The 14,127-nt window shown below is 41.7% G+C and carries 12 protein-coding genes and 2 tRNA genes; 12 read left to right on the plus strand and 2 right to left on the minus strand.

Annotated elements, in window-relative coordinates; genetic code table 11:
- The gene (locus IP510_RS03315; RefSeq protein WP_194363382.1) at nucleotides 1–1,224 is read right to left on the minus strand and encodes a type II secretion system F family protein; all 1,224 of its coding nucleotides are present in this window, start codon (nucleotides 1,222–1,224) and stop codon (nucleotides 1–3) included.
- Nucleotides 1,225–1,440: 216 nt separating this feature from the next.
- Complete coding sequence (gene pilB / locus IP510_RS03320) at nucleotides 1,441–3,150, minus strand: type IV-A pilus assembly ATPase PilB (RefSeq protein WP_227669448.1); 1,710 nt, start codon at nucleotides 3,148–3,150, stop codon at nucleotides 1,441–1,443.
- Nucleotides 3,151–3,569: 419 nt separating this feature from the next.
- Here pilB and tpiA point away from each other — a divergent pair, with 419 nt between their 5' ends.
- The 12 genes from tpiA (at nucleotide 3,570) to IP510_RS03380 (ending at nucleotide 13,881) form a co-directional block, all read left to right on the plus strand.
- Nucleotides 3,570–4,382 carry a triose-phosphate isomerase gene (gene tpiA / locus IP510_RS03325; RefSeq protein ID WP_194363383.1) on the plus strand — a complete coding sequence of 271 codons (813 nt, stop codon included), beginning with the start codon at nucleotides 3,570–3,572 and terminating at the stop codon, nucleotides 4,380–4,382.
- Between the two features lie 215 nt (nucleotides 4,383–4,597).
- Complete coding sequence (secG, locus tag IP510_RS03330) at nucleotides 4,598–4,906, plus strand: preprotein translocase subunit SecG (RefSeq protein ID WP_021814138.1); 309 nt, start codon at nucleotides 4,598–4,600, stop codon at nucleotides 4,904–4,906.
- Nucleotides 4,907–5,048: 142 nt separating this feature from the next.
- A tRNA-Leu gene (locus IP510_RS03335) sits at nucleotides 5,049–5,132 on the plus strand.
- A 124-nt stretch (nucleotides 5,133–5,256) separates the two neighbouring features.
- Nucleotides 5,257–5,333: transfer RNA gene (locus IP510_RS03340), tRNA-Met, on the plus strand.
- 465 nt (nucleotides 5,334–5,798) lie between these two features.
- Nucleotides 5,799–6,299: a ribosome maturation factor RimP gene (gene rimP, locus IP510_RS03345; RefSeq protein WP_194363384.1), complete on the plus strand. Its 501-nt coding sequence runs from the start codon at nucleotides 5,799–5,801 to the stop codon at nucleotides 6,297–6,299.
- Between the two features lie 142 nt (nucleotides 6,300–6,441).
- Entirely contained in the window at nucleotides 6,442–7,926 is a 1,485-nt protein-coding gene (gene nusA, locus IP510_RS03350) for a transcription termination factor NusA (RefSeq protein WP_194363385.1), read from the plus strand.
- Between the two features lie 149 nt (nucleotides 7,927–8,075).
- Nucleotides 8,076–10,799, plus strand: a complete 2,724-nt coding sequence (gene infB, locus IP510_RS03355) for a translation initiation factor IF-2 (protein ID WP_194363386.1) — start codon at nucleotides 8,076–8,078, stop codon at nucleotides 10,797–10,799.
- Nucleotides 10,800–10,983: 184 nt separating this feature from the next.
- Nucleotides 10,984–11,373 carry a ribosome-binding factor A gene (locus IP510_RS03360; RefSeq protein ID WP_194363387.1) on the plus strand — a complete coding sequence of 130 codons (390 nt, stop codon included), beginning with the start codon at nucleotides 10,984–10,986 and terminating at the stop codon, nucleotides 11,371–11,373.
- A 9-nt stretch (nucleotides 11,374–11,382) separates the two neighbouring features.
- Nucleotides 11,383–12,474 carry a tRNA pseudouridine(55) synthase TruB gene (gene truB, locus IP510_RS03365; RefSeq protein WP_194363388.1) on the plus strand — a complete coding sequence of 364 codons (1,092 nt, stop codon included), beginning with the start codon at nucleotides 11,383–11,385 and terminating at the stop codon, nucleotides 12,472–12,474.
- Nucleotides 12,475–12,849: 375 nt separating this feature from the next.
- Nucleotides 12,850–13,374, plus strand: a complete 525-nt coding sequence (locus IP510_RS03370) for a type 1 glutamine amidotransferase domain-containing protein (RefSeq protein ID WP_194363389.1) — start codon at nucleotides 12,850–12,852, stop codon at nucleotides 13,372–13,374.
- Between the two features lie 64 nt (nucleotides 13,375–13,438).
- Nucleotides 13,439–13,591 carry a hypothetical protein gene (locus IP510_RS03375; RefSeq protein ID WP_194363390.1) on the plus strand — a complete coding sequence of 51 codons (153 nt, stop codon included), beginning with the start codon at nucleotides 13,439–13,441 and terminating at the stop codon, nucleotides 13,589–13,591.
- Nucleotides 13,592–13,704: 113 nt separating this feature from the next.
- A complete protein-coding gene (locus IP510_RS03380; protein WP_194363391.1) occupies nucleotides 13,705–13,881 on the plus strand; it encodes a hypothetical protein in 177 nt (58 codons plus the stop codon).
- Nucleotides 13,882–14,127: the final 246 nt, after the last annotated feature.

Raw genomic sequence — 14,127 nt, forward strand, 5'->3', positions numbered from 1 at the left:
TTATCCTACGACTGAGCCCATTTGGAAAATTGGTAAGTACATCGCAATCACCAATCCTCCCACTAATACGCCCAATACTGCCATAATCATGGGCTCCATGAGACTGGTCAAACCATCGACTGCATTATCGACTTCGTTTTCGTAATAGACTGCTACTTTATCTAACATCTCTTCCAAACTACCAGATTCTTCACCGATACCAACCATTTGAATAACTAGACTTGGAAACAGATTGGTTGAGCGTATGGAAAATTGTAATTGCTGACCAGTTGATACATCGTTCTTGATTTGCTGTGTTGCATTATAGAACACCACATTATTGGTCGCGCCAGCCGTAGAGTCTAGGGCATCAATTAGCGGAACACCGGCGGCAAAAGTCGTGGATAGAGTACGGGAAAAACGAGCAATAATGGCTTGATAAGCTATGTTGCCAAAGATGGGGGCTTTTAATACAGCACGGTCTAAAAAATTACGGAATTTTTTGGATCTTTTTTTGGCTTCAGAAAATCCAATAATAGCGCCACCAATCAAAACAATCAAAATAAACCACCATGCTTGCATCCACTCAGACATACTAACGACCATTTGGGTAAAGGCCGGTAGCTCTGCACCAAATGACTCAAATAAATCTGAAAATACAGGAACTACCTTTATTAATAGAATCATAGTGACAATGATAGCGACGACAACAACTGCAATCGGGTATTTCATCGCTTTTTTAATCTTAGCTTTTAATAACTCACTCTTTTCTTTGTAAGTAGCAACACGCTCAAGCATGGTTTCTAGTGCACCTGATTGTTCACCAGATTCGACTAAAGAGCAAAATAAATCATCAAAATAACGTGGATGTTTGCGCAAGGACGAAGCAAATGTACCACCTGCTTCGATATCTGCTTTTATCTGTAGTACTAATATCTTCATACTTGGGTTGTCTAAGGAATCAGCCACAATTTCAAACGATTGTGTCAGTGGTACACCCGCCTTCATCATCGTGGCCAACTGCCGAGCAAAAATAGCAATATCAATGGCTTTGATGGCTTTTTTGAAGGTATACAGAGGCTTTGGTTTTTTCTTGATACCTTTGACCGTAATACCTTGTTTGCGTAAAGTTGCTTTAGCAAGCTCTAGGCTACGACTGGTGGTTTCACCTTTTACTTTCTGCCCACGCCGATTTACCCCGTCATAGGTAAAATCTAACAACATATCGGTCTTAGCTTTTGCCATCTTTCTACCCTCAAAATTGTCTAATATAGATATCGCAAATGTACAGCCCGATAGTTAATAGAGTGTTGTGTTCAGGCATACTTCATTTTAGCGCAAAAAACCAGTGTGCATCTGTTTTATTTTTATATGGTGCTTGTGTTTATGATTGCTGAGTTATGACTGTAGATAATATTAAATTTACTAATAATGCAATGACTCCTTTGGAACCTATGAGAATTATTCAGAGGTAACGCGCATCATTTCTTGGATACTGGTGATCCCTTGTAGCACTTTTAAAATACCTGAGCGCCTTAAATCACGAAAGCCATTTTTTAGAGCCGCGTCTTTGATATCGATGGCATTGCCATCTTCCATGATGATGCGTGAAATATCAGGACTGACTTTCATTACCTCATAAATACCGACACGGCCTTTATAGCCTTCACGGCATTCATTGCAGCCGATTGGCTCATAAATGACATTGTCGGCATTATCTAAGTCAGCTTCTGTAAAACCAAGTTCAAGCAGACTTTGTCGTGGAATATCGAGAGGTTTCTTACAGTTTTTGCATAAGCGTCTGGCCAATCGTTGGGCAATGACCAAATTAACGGACGTCGCAATATTAAAAGAAGCCACACCCATATTACGCAAACGCGTCAAGGTTTCAGGCGCTGAGTTGGTGTGCAGGGTTGAAAGCACCATGTGTCCTGTTTGTGCCGCTTTGATGGCAATTTCAGCAGTCTCTAAATCACGAATCTCACCAACCATCACAATATCAGGGTCTTGACGTAAAAAAGATTTGAGCGCATTGGCAAAGGTTAAACCAACCTTGGCGTTGACATTGACCTGATTGATACCTTCAAGGTTAATTTCAACAGGATCTTCTGCAGTAGAGATATTGGTGGCGCCAGTGTTTAGTATATTGATACCCGTATAAAGCGATACGGTTTTACCAGAACCGGTGGGTCCTGTAATAAGTAGCATACCTTGCGGCTTATGTAGTGCCTCTAAAAACATTTCTTGTTGATCAGGCTCATAGCCCAATGCTTCGATACCGAGCATTGCCGATGAAGGATCTAAGATACGTAGCACGATTTTTTCACCGAACAATGTCGGTAACGAGTTTACTCGAAAATCAATGGCTTTATTTTTGGAGAGCTTTAGCTTGATACGGCCATCCTGTGGTACACGGCGCTCTGAGATGTCCATCTGCGACATGACTTTTAGACGGGCTGCAATTTTACTGGCAAGTTGGACTGGTGGATTGGCCATTTTCTGCATGACACCATCGACACGAAATCGTACTCTAAAAGATTTTTCATAAGGCTCAAAATGTAGGTCAGAGGCTCCCATACGAATGGCATCAACCAACATTTTATTGACGAACTTTACGACAGGTGCTTCATCGATGCTATCAGCAAGCTTGGTTTCATTTTCTTCTTCTTGACCATCTTCAAAATCAATATTCAAATCGCTATCAGAGAAACTACCAAAGCTCTGCATAGTATCCGCATAAACACTTTCAATACGCTTCTTTAGCTTACCTTCTTCGACAACAATCGTCTCGACTGACAAGCGGGAGTTAAAGGCAATCGCGTCAATGGCATCCACACGCGTTGGGTCACTCAGTGCCACAAACAGTCTCTGTCCACGCTTGAATAGTGGCAGTGCATTAAATTTTCGAACGATTTTTTCATCGACCAGATCTTTAGGGATAGTATCTATACTGAGAGCATCAAGATCAAATAAGGGATCACCAAAGGCTTGTGATAGCATCTGAGCAAGTTGATAGGCATCAGCCAACTTATTGTCTACAAGATAAGGTACGAGTCCTATCTGTTGCTGCTGTGACTCAGTCTGTGCCGTTTTCATGTTCGCTTCGCTAACCACCCCATCATTGATAAGCTGCTGCGCTAGACCACCATACTTGCTGTTTGTGATAGACATTATGACCCCTTCTTAATACAAAGTTTTTCGCACATTTTGATGATATGCAGATACTGTTTATTTGACATTCTGAATTTATTTATCATTTTCAGTTTTTGTGACACCGTCTAGCACCATTAAATCAACATTGATACGTTAGTGACTGATAGCGTTCTGATGCTATGTTAGCAACCTTGTCACGGTATCGGTCTTAAATAGCAATAATAATATAGGACTTTACTTTAGTTTGAAGAATTTATACAGACCATTAAACGTTCAATGCAAAAATATCAGTGCTTCATTCCGGATATCTTGATGGTAGGTTAGGAAAAGCGATGCTACTTCTGTTGGTACTCTACTATAGCACTTGCGAAATATTTGTTATACTGACGCGCATATTAGCCGAATTGGCATGAATACATGAGACAAGGTAGATGAGTATGCAAGCTTGGGTGATTGGTAATTGGAAACAGAATCCTGCAACGACGAGCGCTGTCAATGCGCTGCTAGATGATCTATTGTCTAAGGTCGACGCTGAGGAGCAAACCAATCCGGCAATGGTAAATAGCCGCTGTCAACTGATGGTAGCACCAAGCTGTATTCATCTGAGTGCTGTTAGTGATCGTCTGTCGGGTAGCTCGATACTCAGTGCCGCACAAAATATCAGTGGTCATAGTGCAGATATAGGTGCTTATACGGGTGACTGTTCAGCACAGCAAATCGCAGATACAGGGGCTACTTGGACGATACTGGGTCACTCAGAGCGTCGTCAATACCATCAGGAATCCCATGATAGTTTAGTACAAAAGATGTCTCATGCATTTGCTCAAAACTTAGGTGTGGTATTCTGTATTGGCGAAACCCAGCAGCAATATGATGACAAACAAACCCTTAACGTCCTAGACCTGCAGTTGTCTGTGATTAAAGAAGTGCTTGAGCATCAGCCAAATCTTATCGCATCATTATCTGATCGTCTGATTATTGCTTATGAGCCTGTATGGGCAATCGGCACTGGCAAAGTCCCAACTGTAGCAGAGGTGAGTCGCACTCATCAGCATATCAAGCAAAGAGTGGCAAGTTTTGTTGATATGTCGGATGCGATTACTGTCCTATATGGCGGCAGTGTCAACGCGGATAATGCAGAAAGCTTTGCGTCAGATCCTATGATTGATGGCGCATTGGTTGGCGGTGCATCATTAAAGGCTGAGAGCTTTTTGATGATTGCCAATGCTTTTAGTCAGGCCAATGCTTAGTTAAATAAATAACGCTCAGATATCAAAGCCATAGCGTATATATAGTATGCCTTTATCAGTTGGCAAAAGTAGGTTTAACAGTGCACTTGCAATCGTGTACAATGCGCCTTATTTATACAATCGAGTTGGCATGATTAGACGCTCATTGTCATTGCTATTAACCTTCAGTTTTATTTTTCGTTATCAGTCGTCATTACGCGGCAAAAGAGGCCACCATGTTTACGTTTATATTAGCCCTGCATATTATTGTGGCGATTGCCATGATCGGCTTGATTTTGATTCAGCATGGTAAAGGGGCAGATGCTGGGGCTTCTTTTGGTGCGGGCTCATCAGGTACGGTATTTGGTGCCGCAGGGACTGCCAATTTTTTAACACGTGCAACGGCGGTATTGACGGTCATATTTTTTATCACCAGTATGACACTGGCAGTTCATGCCCGTAAGCAAGCTGAAGATCAGTTTCGTCTAGATGCGCCTGTGTCAGCGCCGCAAACGCCACGCCCATTGACGCAAAACCCTGAATAAGTATCTTTTAAGCAGGCAGGCCTTGCTATTTCGCTGCGTTACATTTACAATGCCTTTCTGTTTTCGCAAGTCCTTATTTATTGATGCCTACCTTAAGCATCCTATATAGTAGATAAGAAGTTAGAGATCAGGGCAGTAAAATGCGATTGTGGTGGAATGGTAGACACGCCATCTTGAGGGGGTGGTGGCGCAAGCTGTGGGGGTTCAAGTCCCCCCAATCGCACCAAGTTTCACAGACGCAGCATAGCGTCAGGTTAGGTTTTTTAGTAGCAGATACTTAATTTATAATTTATTTAAATAAAGTGTTGACACTTCTACATTATCTCCCTATAATATGCGTTCTAGATTGATGCGGGGTGGAGCAGTCTGGTAGCTCGTCGGGCTCATAACCCGAAGGTCGTTGGTTCAAATCCAGCCCCCGCTACCACTTTTTATACTGATGTTTTGTACACTAAATTTGTCAGTACCGATTAGCCCACCATTATGCTTGTGGGTTTTTTTGTATCTGATGGTACGTGTTATCGCGGTATCTATCCCAATTATGCTAAGCTCTAAATCTATAGAGTACGAGATTATTCGTCATTTGCTGATACCAGCGCGATGTTTCTTGAGCAACACTATCTTTTATTCCTCATTCTTTTACCGATAGTAGTGCTTTATGAATCATAAAAGCATTATTTGGCTGAGCTTGATGTTTTCTATGCTCATCCCTATATAAATACACAACGTATATCATATGTTTGTGGATTAAAATTATACAATGACCGTCATTCTTATAACTATATACTGGCTATTCACTATAGGCTTGCTATAAAAAGATAAGAAGAGAGCAATGCTCTGATACGGTTTACCAAGTACGATAGATAAGTGAATAGGAAAAGACAAATAGATTATGAAGCTTTCGACCAAAGTTGCAGAACTGACTAGTATTATTGCTCCTGCCGTAGCCGCTTGTGATGTGGCATTATGGGGCATAGAATTCGCACCACAAGGCAATCGTTCTTTGCTGCGTATCTATATTGAGGCATTGCCAGAAGTGCAAGCCCAAGATAAGCAAGTAACCATCGAAGATTGTGCTGCGGTAAATCACCAAGTAAGTGGTATTTTAGAGGTTCATGACCCTATCTCAGGCGAATTCATCTTAGAAGTATCCTCACCAGGTTTTGATCGTGCATTTTTCTCAGATGAGCAGATGCATGGTTATGTCGGTCAAACCGTTAGCTTGCGTTTGATCCAAGCGATCGGCGAAGGCGACCAAAAACGTCGCAAGGCAACGGGTATTTTAGACAGTATTGATGATAACTCTCTAAAACTGACGTCAAGTGATGGTCAGCAGTTTGAGATTGCACTGAGCAATATCGATAAAGCCAATTTGATTTATGTAGATGCTTAATTTTATCTTATATAAAGTGGGTAGCTACTAAGTCGTCAGTGGTTTTATTTTAAATAGGTTATATGACTTATAATTGAAACATAATATCAATACACAAATTATAAAATTTGAGTCAATCAAAAAATGATAGGACAGGTATAGCATGAGTCGTGAAATCTTAACGGTAGTAGAAACTGTCAGTAATGAAAAGGGCTTAAATCCTGAAGATATTTTTGAAGCAATTGAAGATGCTTTAGTGGTATCGACTAAGAAAAAAGTATACACCGAACAGCCAGAAGTGGAGGTACGGGTTGCCATCGACCGTGCAACAGGTGATTATGATACTTATCGTTACTGGACAGTGGTTGCAGATGAAGATCATGAAATGCCTGCTTGTCAGCTAGCTATTACTGACCTTGATCAAGAAGAATGGTCAATCGGAGATATTAAAGAAGAGCAGATCGAGTCGATCGAATTTGGTCGTATTGCTGCGACCCAAGCCAAACAGGTCATCATTCAAAAAATCCGTGAAGCTGAGCGTGCGCTTGTCGCAGATGCCTTTGAGCCACGTGTTGGTGAGATGATGTATGGCGAAGTCAAAAAGCAAACGCGTGATGGCTATATCATTGATTTGGGTGACAATGCCGAAGGTTATTTGTCACGCGATCAGATGTTGCCACGTGAGCAATTACGTGCAAAATCGCGTATCAACGCGATCCTCTATCATGTAAACCGTGAAAACCGCGGTGCACAGCTGCTATTGTCACGCACGCATCCTGAAATGCTATCGGCATTGATGCAAAAAGAAGTGCCTGAGATTGCAGAACAAATTATTGAAATTCGCAATGTCGCTCGTCTGCCAGGTACTCGTGCTAAAATAGCGGTCAAGACCAACGATCATCGTATCGATCCAGTCGGTGCTTGTATCGGTATGCGTGGTACACGTATCCAAGCGGTACAGCAAGAGCTTGATGGTGAGCGTATCGATGTCGTGGTTTGGTCAGATGATCCAGCCCAGTTCATCATCAGCTCTTTAGAGCCTGCTGATGTTAGTAGTATCATTTTAGATGAAGATATGAAAACAGCAGATATTATCTTTAGCACTAACGACCAGTTGGCGCGCGCTATTGGCTCACAAGGTCAAAACGTCCGTTTGGCGTCTGAGCTAACAGGTTATAAGTTGAATATGATGCTTGAAGAAGAGTATCAGCAACGTCAACAAAACGAATCTAAAGCGTTCATTGAATTATTCTATGAACGTCTAGAAGTAGATAAAGATTTAGCCCAAGCGCTTGTCGATATTGGTTTCACCAGTATTGAAGAAGTGGCTTATGTACCAGTCGATACTTTTTATGATATCGAAGGTCTGGATGACGACGCCATTGACATGATTCAAGAACGTGCCAAAGAAGTTGTCATTGCTGATGAGCTGGTCAAACAACAAAACATGAAAGAGCCAAGTCAAGAGCTACAAGAGCTTGAAGGTATGACCGTCAGCTGGGCTTATAAAATGGCACAGCAAGACATCATTACCGTTGATGATTTGGCAGAACAAGCCGTCTTCGATCTAGAAGATATCGAAGGTTTAGACTCTGAAACTGCAGGAAAACTCATCATGAAAGCTCGGGAATCTTGGTTCGATGAATAAGCGGTAACTGCATATCGCTGTCTTTTGGTGATATGCTATTGAAAATAAAGCGCTGGTATTGATGCAATATATACCAGCCTTACCCCAATCATTTGTAGCCAACAACTGAATTGAACATATAGCAAATAATAGACAGTAGGTGATAATAAATGGCAGATAAGACCGTCAAAGAACTGGCAGAAATGGTAGGCAAAACTACAGATGCTGTAAAGCAGCAATTGGTAGATGCTGGATTACCTGCTCGTGCAGAGGGTGACTTAGTCACTGAACTTGAGCAAGAGAAGTTGGTGACGTATTTAAAGCAAAGTCATGGTCAACAAGACAAGCGTCGCATTAGTCTTAAGTCTAAGACGACCAGTACCGCGCGCGTGACTGGCTCTTCAGGCAAATCTAAGAGCGTCAACGTCGAAGTGCGTAAAAAGAAAATATTTGAAAAGCCAAATCCAGAACAAATGGCTGAAGAATTGGCTGCGCGTGAGCAAGCGCTGATTGAGTCTCAAGAGCGTGCTGCTAAAGACGCTGAAGAGCGTGCTGCAACCAAGAAAAAATCTGAAGAACGCCAAGCGGCAACGTTAGCAGCAATGCGTGCAAGCTTAGGTTCTAGCAAAAAATCAGATGACAAGAACGATGATATTTCTACATCGGTTGTCGTGAAAAAAGGCGGCAAAACCACGGTTGAAGTTAAGCCAAAAGAGCAACCAAAGAAAAAAGTTGCCGCAACCAAGCCTAAAATTGAAACCGCTGCTGAACGCAAAGCGCGTGAAGTACGTGAAAAAGAAGAAGCGCGCCTGCGTGAAATCGAATCTAAAACACGCCGTACTCAAGCTGAAGAAGCGCAAAAGCGTACGCTTGAGCAAATGCGTAAAATGGCTGGCCAATATACGGACCAACCTGCTGCTGAAGTTCGTAAAGATGAACCATTGGCTGAAGGTTTGGTCGGTGATGCATTAGAAGAGTCGTTTGAAAAAGAGCGCCGTGAAATCAAGCGCGGTGCGAATAGCACAGGCACTCGTGGTCGTCGTCGTAAGAACCAAGATGAGCGCGAAATCAAGAACCGTAAAAATGGTTTACGTTCGACACAAGCTTCACAGCATAAGTTTGAAAAACCTGTTGAAAAAATCGTCTATGACGTTGAAATTAGTGAGCAAATCACAGTAGCAGATCTTGCTCAACGTATGGCAGTGAAAGCTCGCGAAGTGACCAAATTGCTTATGAAAATGGGTGAAATGGCTCGTGAGTCAGATACCATTGATCAAGCAACAGCAAGTCTCTTGGTAGAAGAGATGGGCCATAACCCAGTACCAGTTAGTGATACTAAAGTTGAAGATGATCTACAGTACGCCGTTGATGAGCGTAGTAGTAACATCCAGACTCGTCCGCCAGTAGTGACTATTATGGGTCACGTTGACCATGGTAAAACATCACTGTTAGACAAAATTCGCGAAACGAAAGTTGCGAATGGCGAAGCGGGCGGAATCACACAGCACATCGGTGCTTACCATGTAAAAACTGAGCGCGGTGTTATTACTTTCCTTGACACACCAGGTCACGCCGCCTTTAGTGCCATGCGTTCACGCGGTGCTCAGGCAACGGATATTGTTGTACTAGTCGTTGCAGCTGATGATGGCATGATGCCACAAACAGCAGAAGCGATTGATCATGCACGTGCTGCTGGTACGCCAATCATCGTTGCTATCAACAAAATGGATAAGCCAGGTGCTGATCCTGACCGTGTTCTGAATGAATTAACGACGAAAGAAGTTGTTTCAGAAGAATGGGGCGGTGATACACCAATGGCTCGTATCTCTGCCAAAACCGGCGAAGGTATCGACAACTTACTAGAATTCATCAGTTTGCAAGCTGAGCTGATGGAACTAGAAGCACCACTAGACGGTGCTGCACAGGGTGTGGTCATTGAATCAAGACTAGAAAAAGGTCGTGGTCCTGTTGTTAGTGTCCTCGTGAAAAAAGGTACCTTGAAGCAAGGTGACTTGGTTCTAGCTGGTGAGCATTATGGTAAAGTTCGTGCACTAACTGATGAACATGGCCAACGTATCCAATCAGCTGGTCCTTCTATCCCAGTAGAGATTTTAGGTCTACCTGAAACACCTGCTGCTGGTAGCGAGTTCTTAGTGGTGACGGATGAGAAAAAAGCACGTGAAGTGGCTGATTTCAGAAGCAATCGTGAGCGTGAACGTCAACTTGAACGTCAGAACGCTATGCGCTTAGAGAGCATGTTTGATCAAATGGAACAAGGCGATGTGTCATTCTTGAACATTGTGTTGAAGACAGATGTTCGCGGCTCACTAGAAGCATTGCTTTCGGCATTGAATGAGCTATCAACTGACGAAGTGAAAGTCAGAGTGATTAGCTCAGGCGTTGGCCCTATCTCTGAGTCTGATGTCACTTTAGCAGAATCTAGTGAAGCAGTACTATTGGGCTTCAACGTTCGTGCAGATGCCACTGCACGTCGTAAAGCAGATACTGCCAATATGGATATTCGCTATTACAGTGTTATCTATGGTTTGATCGATGATGTCAAAGCAGCAATGAGCGGTATGCTTGCTCCTGAACATCGCGAAAAAATCTTGGGTGTTGCAGACGTTCGTGAAGTATTCCGTTCTAGTAAGTTTGGTGCGGCAGCAGGTTGTATGGTCGTTGAAGGTACAATCTATCGCAACAAACCTATCCGTGTATTGCGTGATGACCAAGTTATCTTTACTGGTCAATTGCAGTCATTACGTCGTTATAAAGAAGACGTCAATGAAGTACGTACGGGTATAGAATGTGGTCTAGCGGTTCGCGGTTACAATGTCGAATCTGGCGATAAAATCGAAGTCTTCGAGATTCAAGAGTTCGCACGTACTATCTAAAGCTGCTGCTTGATAGTCAGATATCTGCTAATGCAATAGAGCCAACTGGAGCATTTCAGATATTCTGTCGATATTTAGCTGTACTTAGGCCTAACAGGTACATCCTGCTAGGCCTTTTTTAGCAATTATCCATCATAATTTATATCATAAAATATTAAAAACATATTAAACACAAGGTAATCACATGAACCAACGCTTACAACGCTTGTCCGATCAAATTCAGCGTGAGCTTGCAGTCCTTATTCGCGACGCAGTTAACGACCCTCGTTTGACGGGTTTTGTCACGATCTCTAGTGTCAAAGTCAGCCCAGATCTCGGTTATGCTGATGTCTACGTTACTATCATGGAGCCTGAGCTCAATGATGCAATGACCAAGACCAATCATGAAGACAGCATAAAAGTACTAAATAAAGCAGCAGGTTTTTTGCGTACTGAATTAAGCCATAGCTTAAAGACGCGTACCACACCGCGCTTGCGTTTTCACTATGATGAAGTGACCGCTCGTGGTAACTATATGATGGACTTGATCAGTAAGGCTGTCACCAAAACTGAGCAAAACGAAAACGACGAGTAAGTTATTATTATGTCTATACCGTCCAAGCACACTGAAAAAAAAGCCAATAACATGCCTGATAAAACAAAAGTTTCAGGTGTTATCTTGGTGGATAAACCCAAAGGCATGACTTCACAGCAAGTGGTGTCAAAAGTAAAGTATCTGTTTAAGTCGCCAAGTCACGACAGCAAAAAAGCTGGTCATACAGGGACGCTTGATCCAATGGCAACAGGCTTACTGCCTATTTGCATGGGTGAAGCCACGAAGTTTAGCCATTATCAGCTTGATGCTGACAAATCCTATGAAGCAATTATTTTGCTAGGTAGTCAAACAGACACTGGTGATGCCGACGGCCAAATCGTTGAGCAAGCAGCTATTCCAACATTCGATACGGTAATGTTAGAGCAAGTTGCTCAGCAATTCTCAGGCGCCCAGCAACAGATACCTCCAATGTATTCTGCGCTAAAAAAAGATGGCAAAAAACTCTATGAATACGCTCGTGCTGGTATAGAAGTAGAGCGAGCACCTAGAGATATCGTGATTAAAGCTATTAGTTTAAAAGTACTTGATCACGAGCAGATCCAATTGATAGTGACTTGTACTAAAGGTACTTATGTACGTGTTCTTGGTGAAGATATTGCCAAAGCATTAGGTACATTAGGGCATCTGACAGCATTGCGACGTACGCAAGTTGGTAATTTCAACATTGATGACGCGATAACTTTGCCAGAATTAGAAGCGCTAGCGTTGGATAGCCGACAAGGTCAGCTGATGCCAGTAGATGCTTGTGTCAATATCGACGCTGAGATGATGTTGACGACTGAACAGTGTACTCGTATCCATATGGGTCAACGTTTAAATGTGTTTGAGCAACTGACAGATGAGATCAGAAATTACATAACAAACAATATTGATAGCAAATCATCGGACAATAACGAGATAGCTGCTCATACAGAGGTTGTTTCTGAGATAGATAATAGCGATCAGTCTACTGATACGAAGCCGTTGATACATGAAATAGCAGTAGATATTCGCTTGATAAACGAAGAAGGTCAGTTCTTAGGTTTAGGTGCAGTCAGTCTGAATGGTCGACTACAGCCAAAAAAATTAATTCAGCGTTAGTTTTATTCTTGTTAAATAAGTCGCGATAAAGCCTTTTTGGCTTACTAACAGTTTACACTAATCACATATCGTCACATTTTATTGCAGGTTTCACCTATGGTGAAACCTGTTTTTTTTGTACATTAGATATGTCAGCTAGGGAAAGCGAGACGAAATAATTAATATAATAAAATGATAAAAATAGGGATTAACCTAATAAGAAAAACTCATAACAATAAAAAATTAGTATGGAATACGTCTAACAAGTAACAAGGAAGGTTTTACTGCTCAAGGCTCGACATTCAATAAAAATAAGAAGTATCAACAACAAGAAAAACACGTAAATCAATAATAATTCTTTTATATAAAATCACAAATATAAAGACAGGACATACTATGAAGACCATCGCTTTCTTATTACATAACAACTTTGAACAAGCAGAATATGAAGAGGTCAACAATCAGCTGAAAGCCAAAGGCTACAAAACGCTTATTATAACAACCAATAAAGACAAAGAAGTGCAGGCCATGCAACAAGACGTCGACAAAGGTGATACGTTTACCGCTGATATTTTTGCAAGCCAAGCTAATATTGCTGATTATGATGCGTTGGTGCTACCAGGTGGCACTGTAAATGCGGATACGATCCGTGGTAACGAAGAAGCTCATAGTATTATAAATGCTATCAATGATGCAGGTAAGCCACTCGCTGTTATATGCCATGCTCCTTGGGCTCTTATTAATACAGGCATCGCTAAAGGCAAAACATTGACTGCTTACCCTACGTTGCAACTAGATTTAGAAAATGCTGGCGCAAATTATGTAAATAAAACAGTACAAGTTGACGGCAATCTAATAACCTCACGTAACCCAGACGATATTCCCAATTTCGTTGATGCAATCGATAAGGCGCTGTCTTAATTACTATTTCCACCTATCACATTAATTTATTAGATCGTTCATAATCATAACTAAGGAAAACACTATGTCAAATTCTAACCCAAACGATACTAAGCTTGAGCAACAACGTTCTGAGTCAGCAAATGCCGCTCTTAAAGATCAAGTAGAAAATAATCATGCTGAAGAGAGCGAAGCTGCAGCAGACCGTATTGCTGAAAATACAGAAAACACTAAATAATACATCTAGCATGTCATCCATAATAGGATGACATGTATGTGTTTAAGGCTTTTCATCTGAACATCGACAAGCACACAAATAGATGTTTCAAAAATAATAATTTAGGAGCTAGTATGAGTAATTCAACAAGCAATATGGATGAGCAAGAGAAAGAGATTGCAAAGCTTGCAGAAGAGATTAATCCTAGCGAACATAGTGTTCCGGATAGCTTAGCAGAAGTTACGACTGCGGCACCGCTTGAAGACGATGAACTAGGTGGCAATGCCACAGAAGATAGTATCAAAAAGTAAGTGTCCCTTATGGTCACATCTGAAAAGTATTTCAATAACGGTTGAAATTGGCTTTACAACTATCGTGAAAAACTGCTGCTAGTTCAGCAGTTTTTTGTTATAATTGCCCTCACATTTGGATTAAGTATCTGATAGATATATCAAGTTTACTTTTTTAAATGGCTGATATCCTTAACTGAGCTTGTCGTACACTAGGTCAACTCTAGTAATGCAGGGTTGTCCTGAATGGCGTACAGGTTATTTTAT

It is taken from the genome of Psychrobacter sp. NG254, from assembly GCF_015277735.1.
In the GTDB taxonomy this organism is placed as follows: Bacteria; Pseudomonadota; Gammaproteobacteria; order Pseudomonadales; family Moraxellaceae; genus Psychrobacter.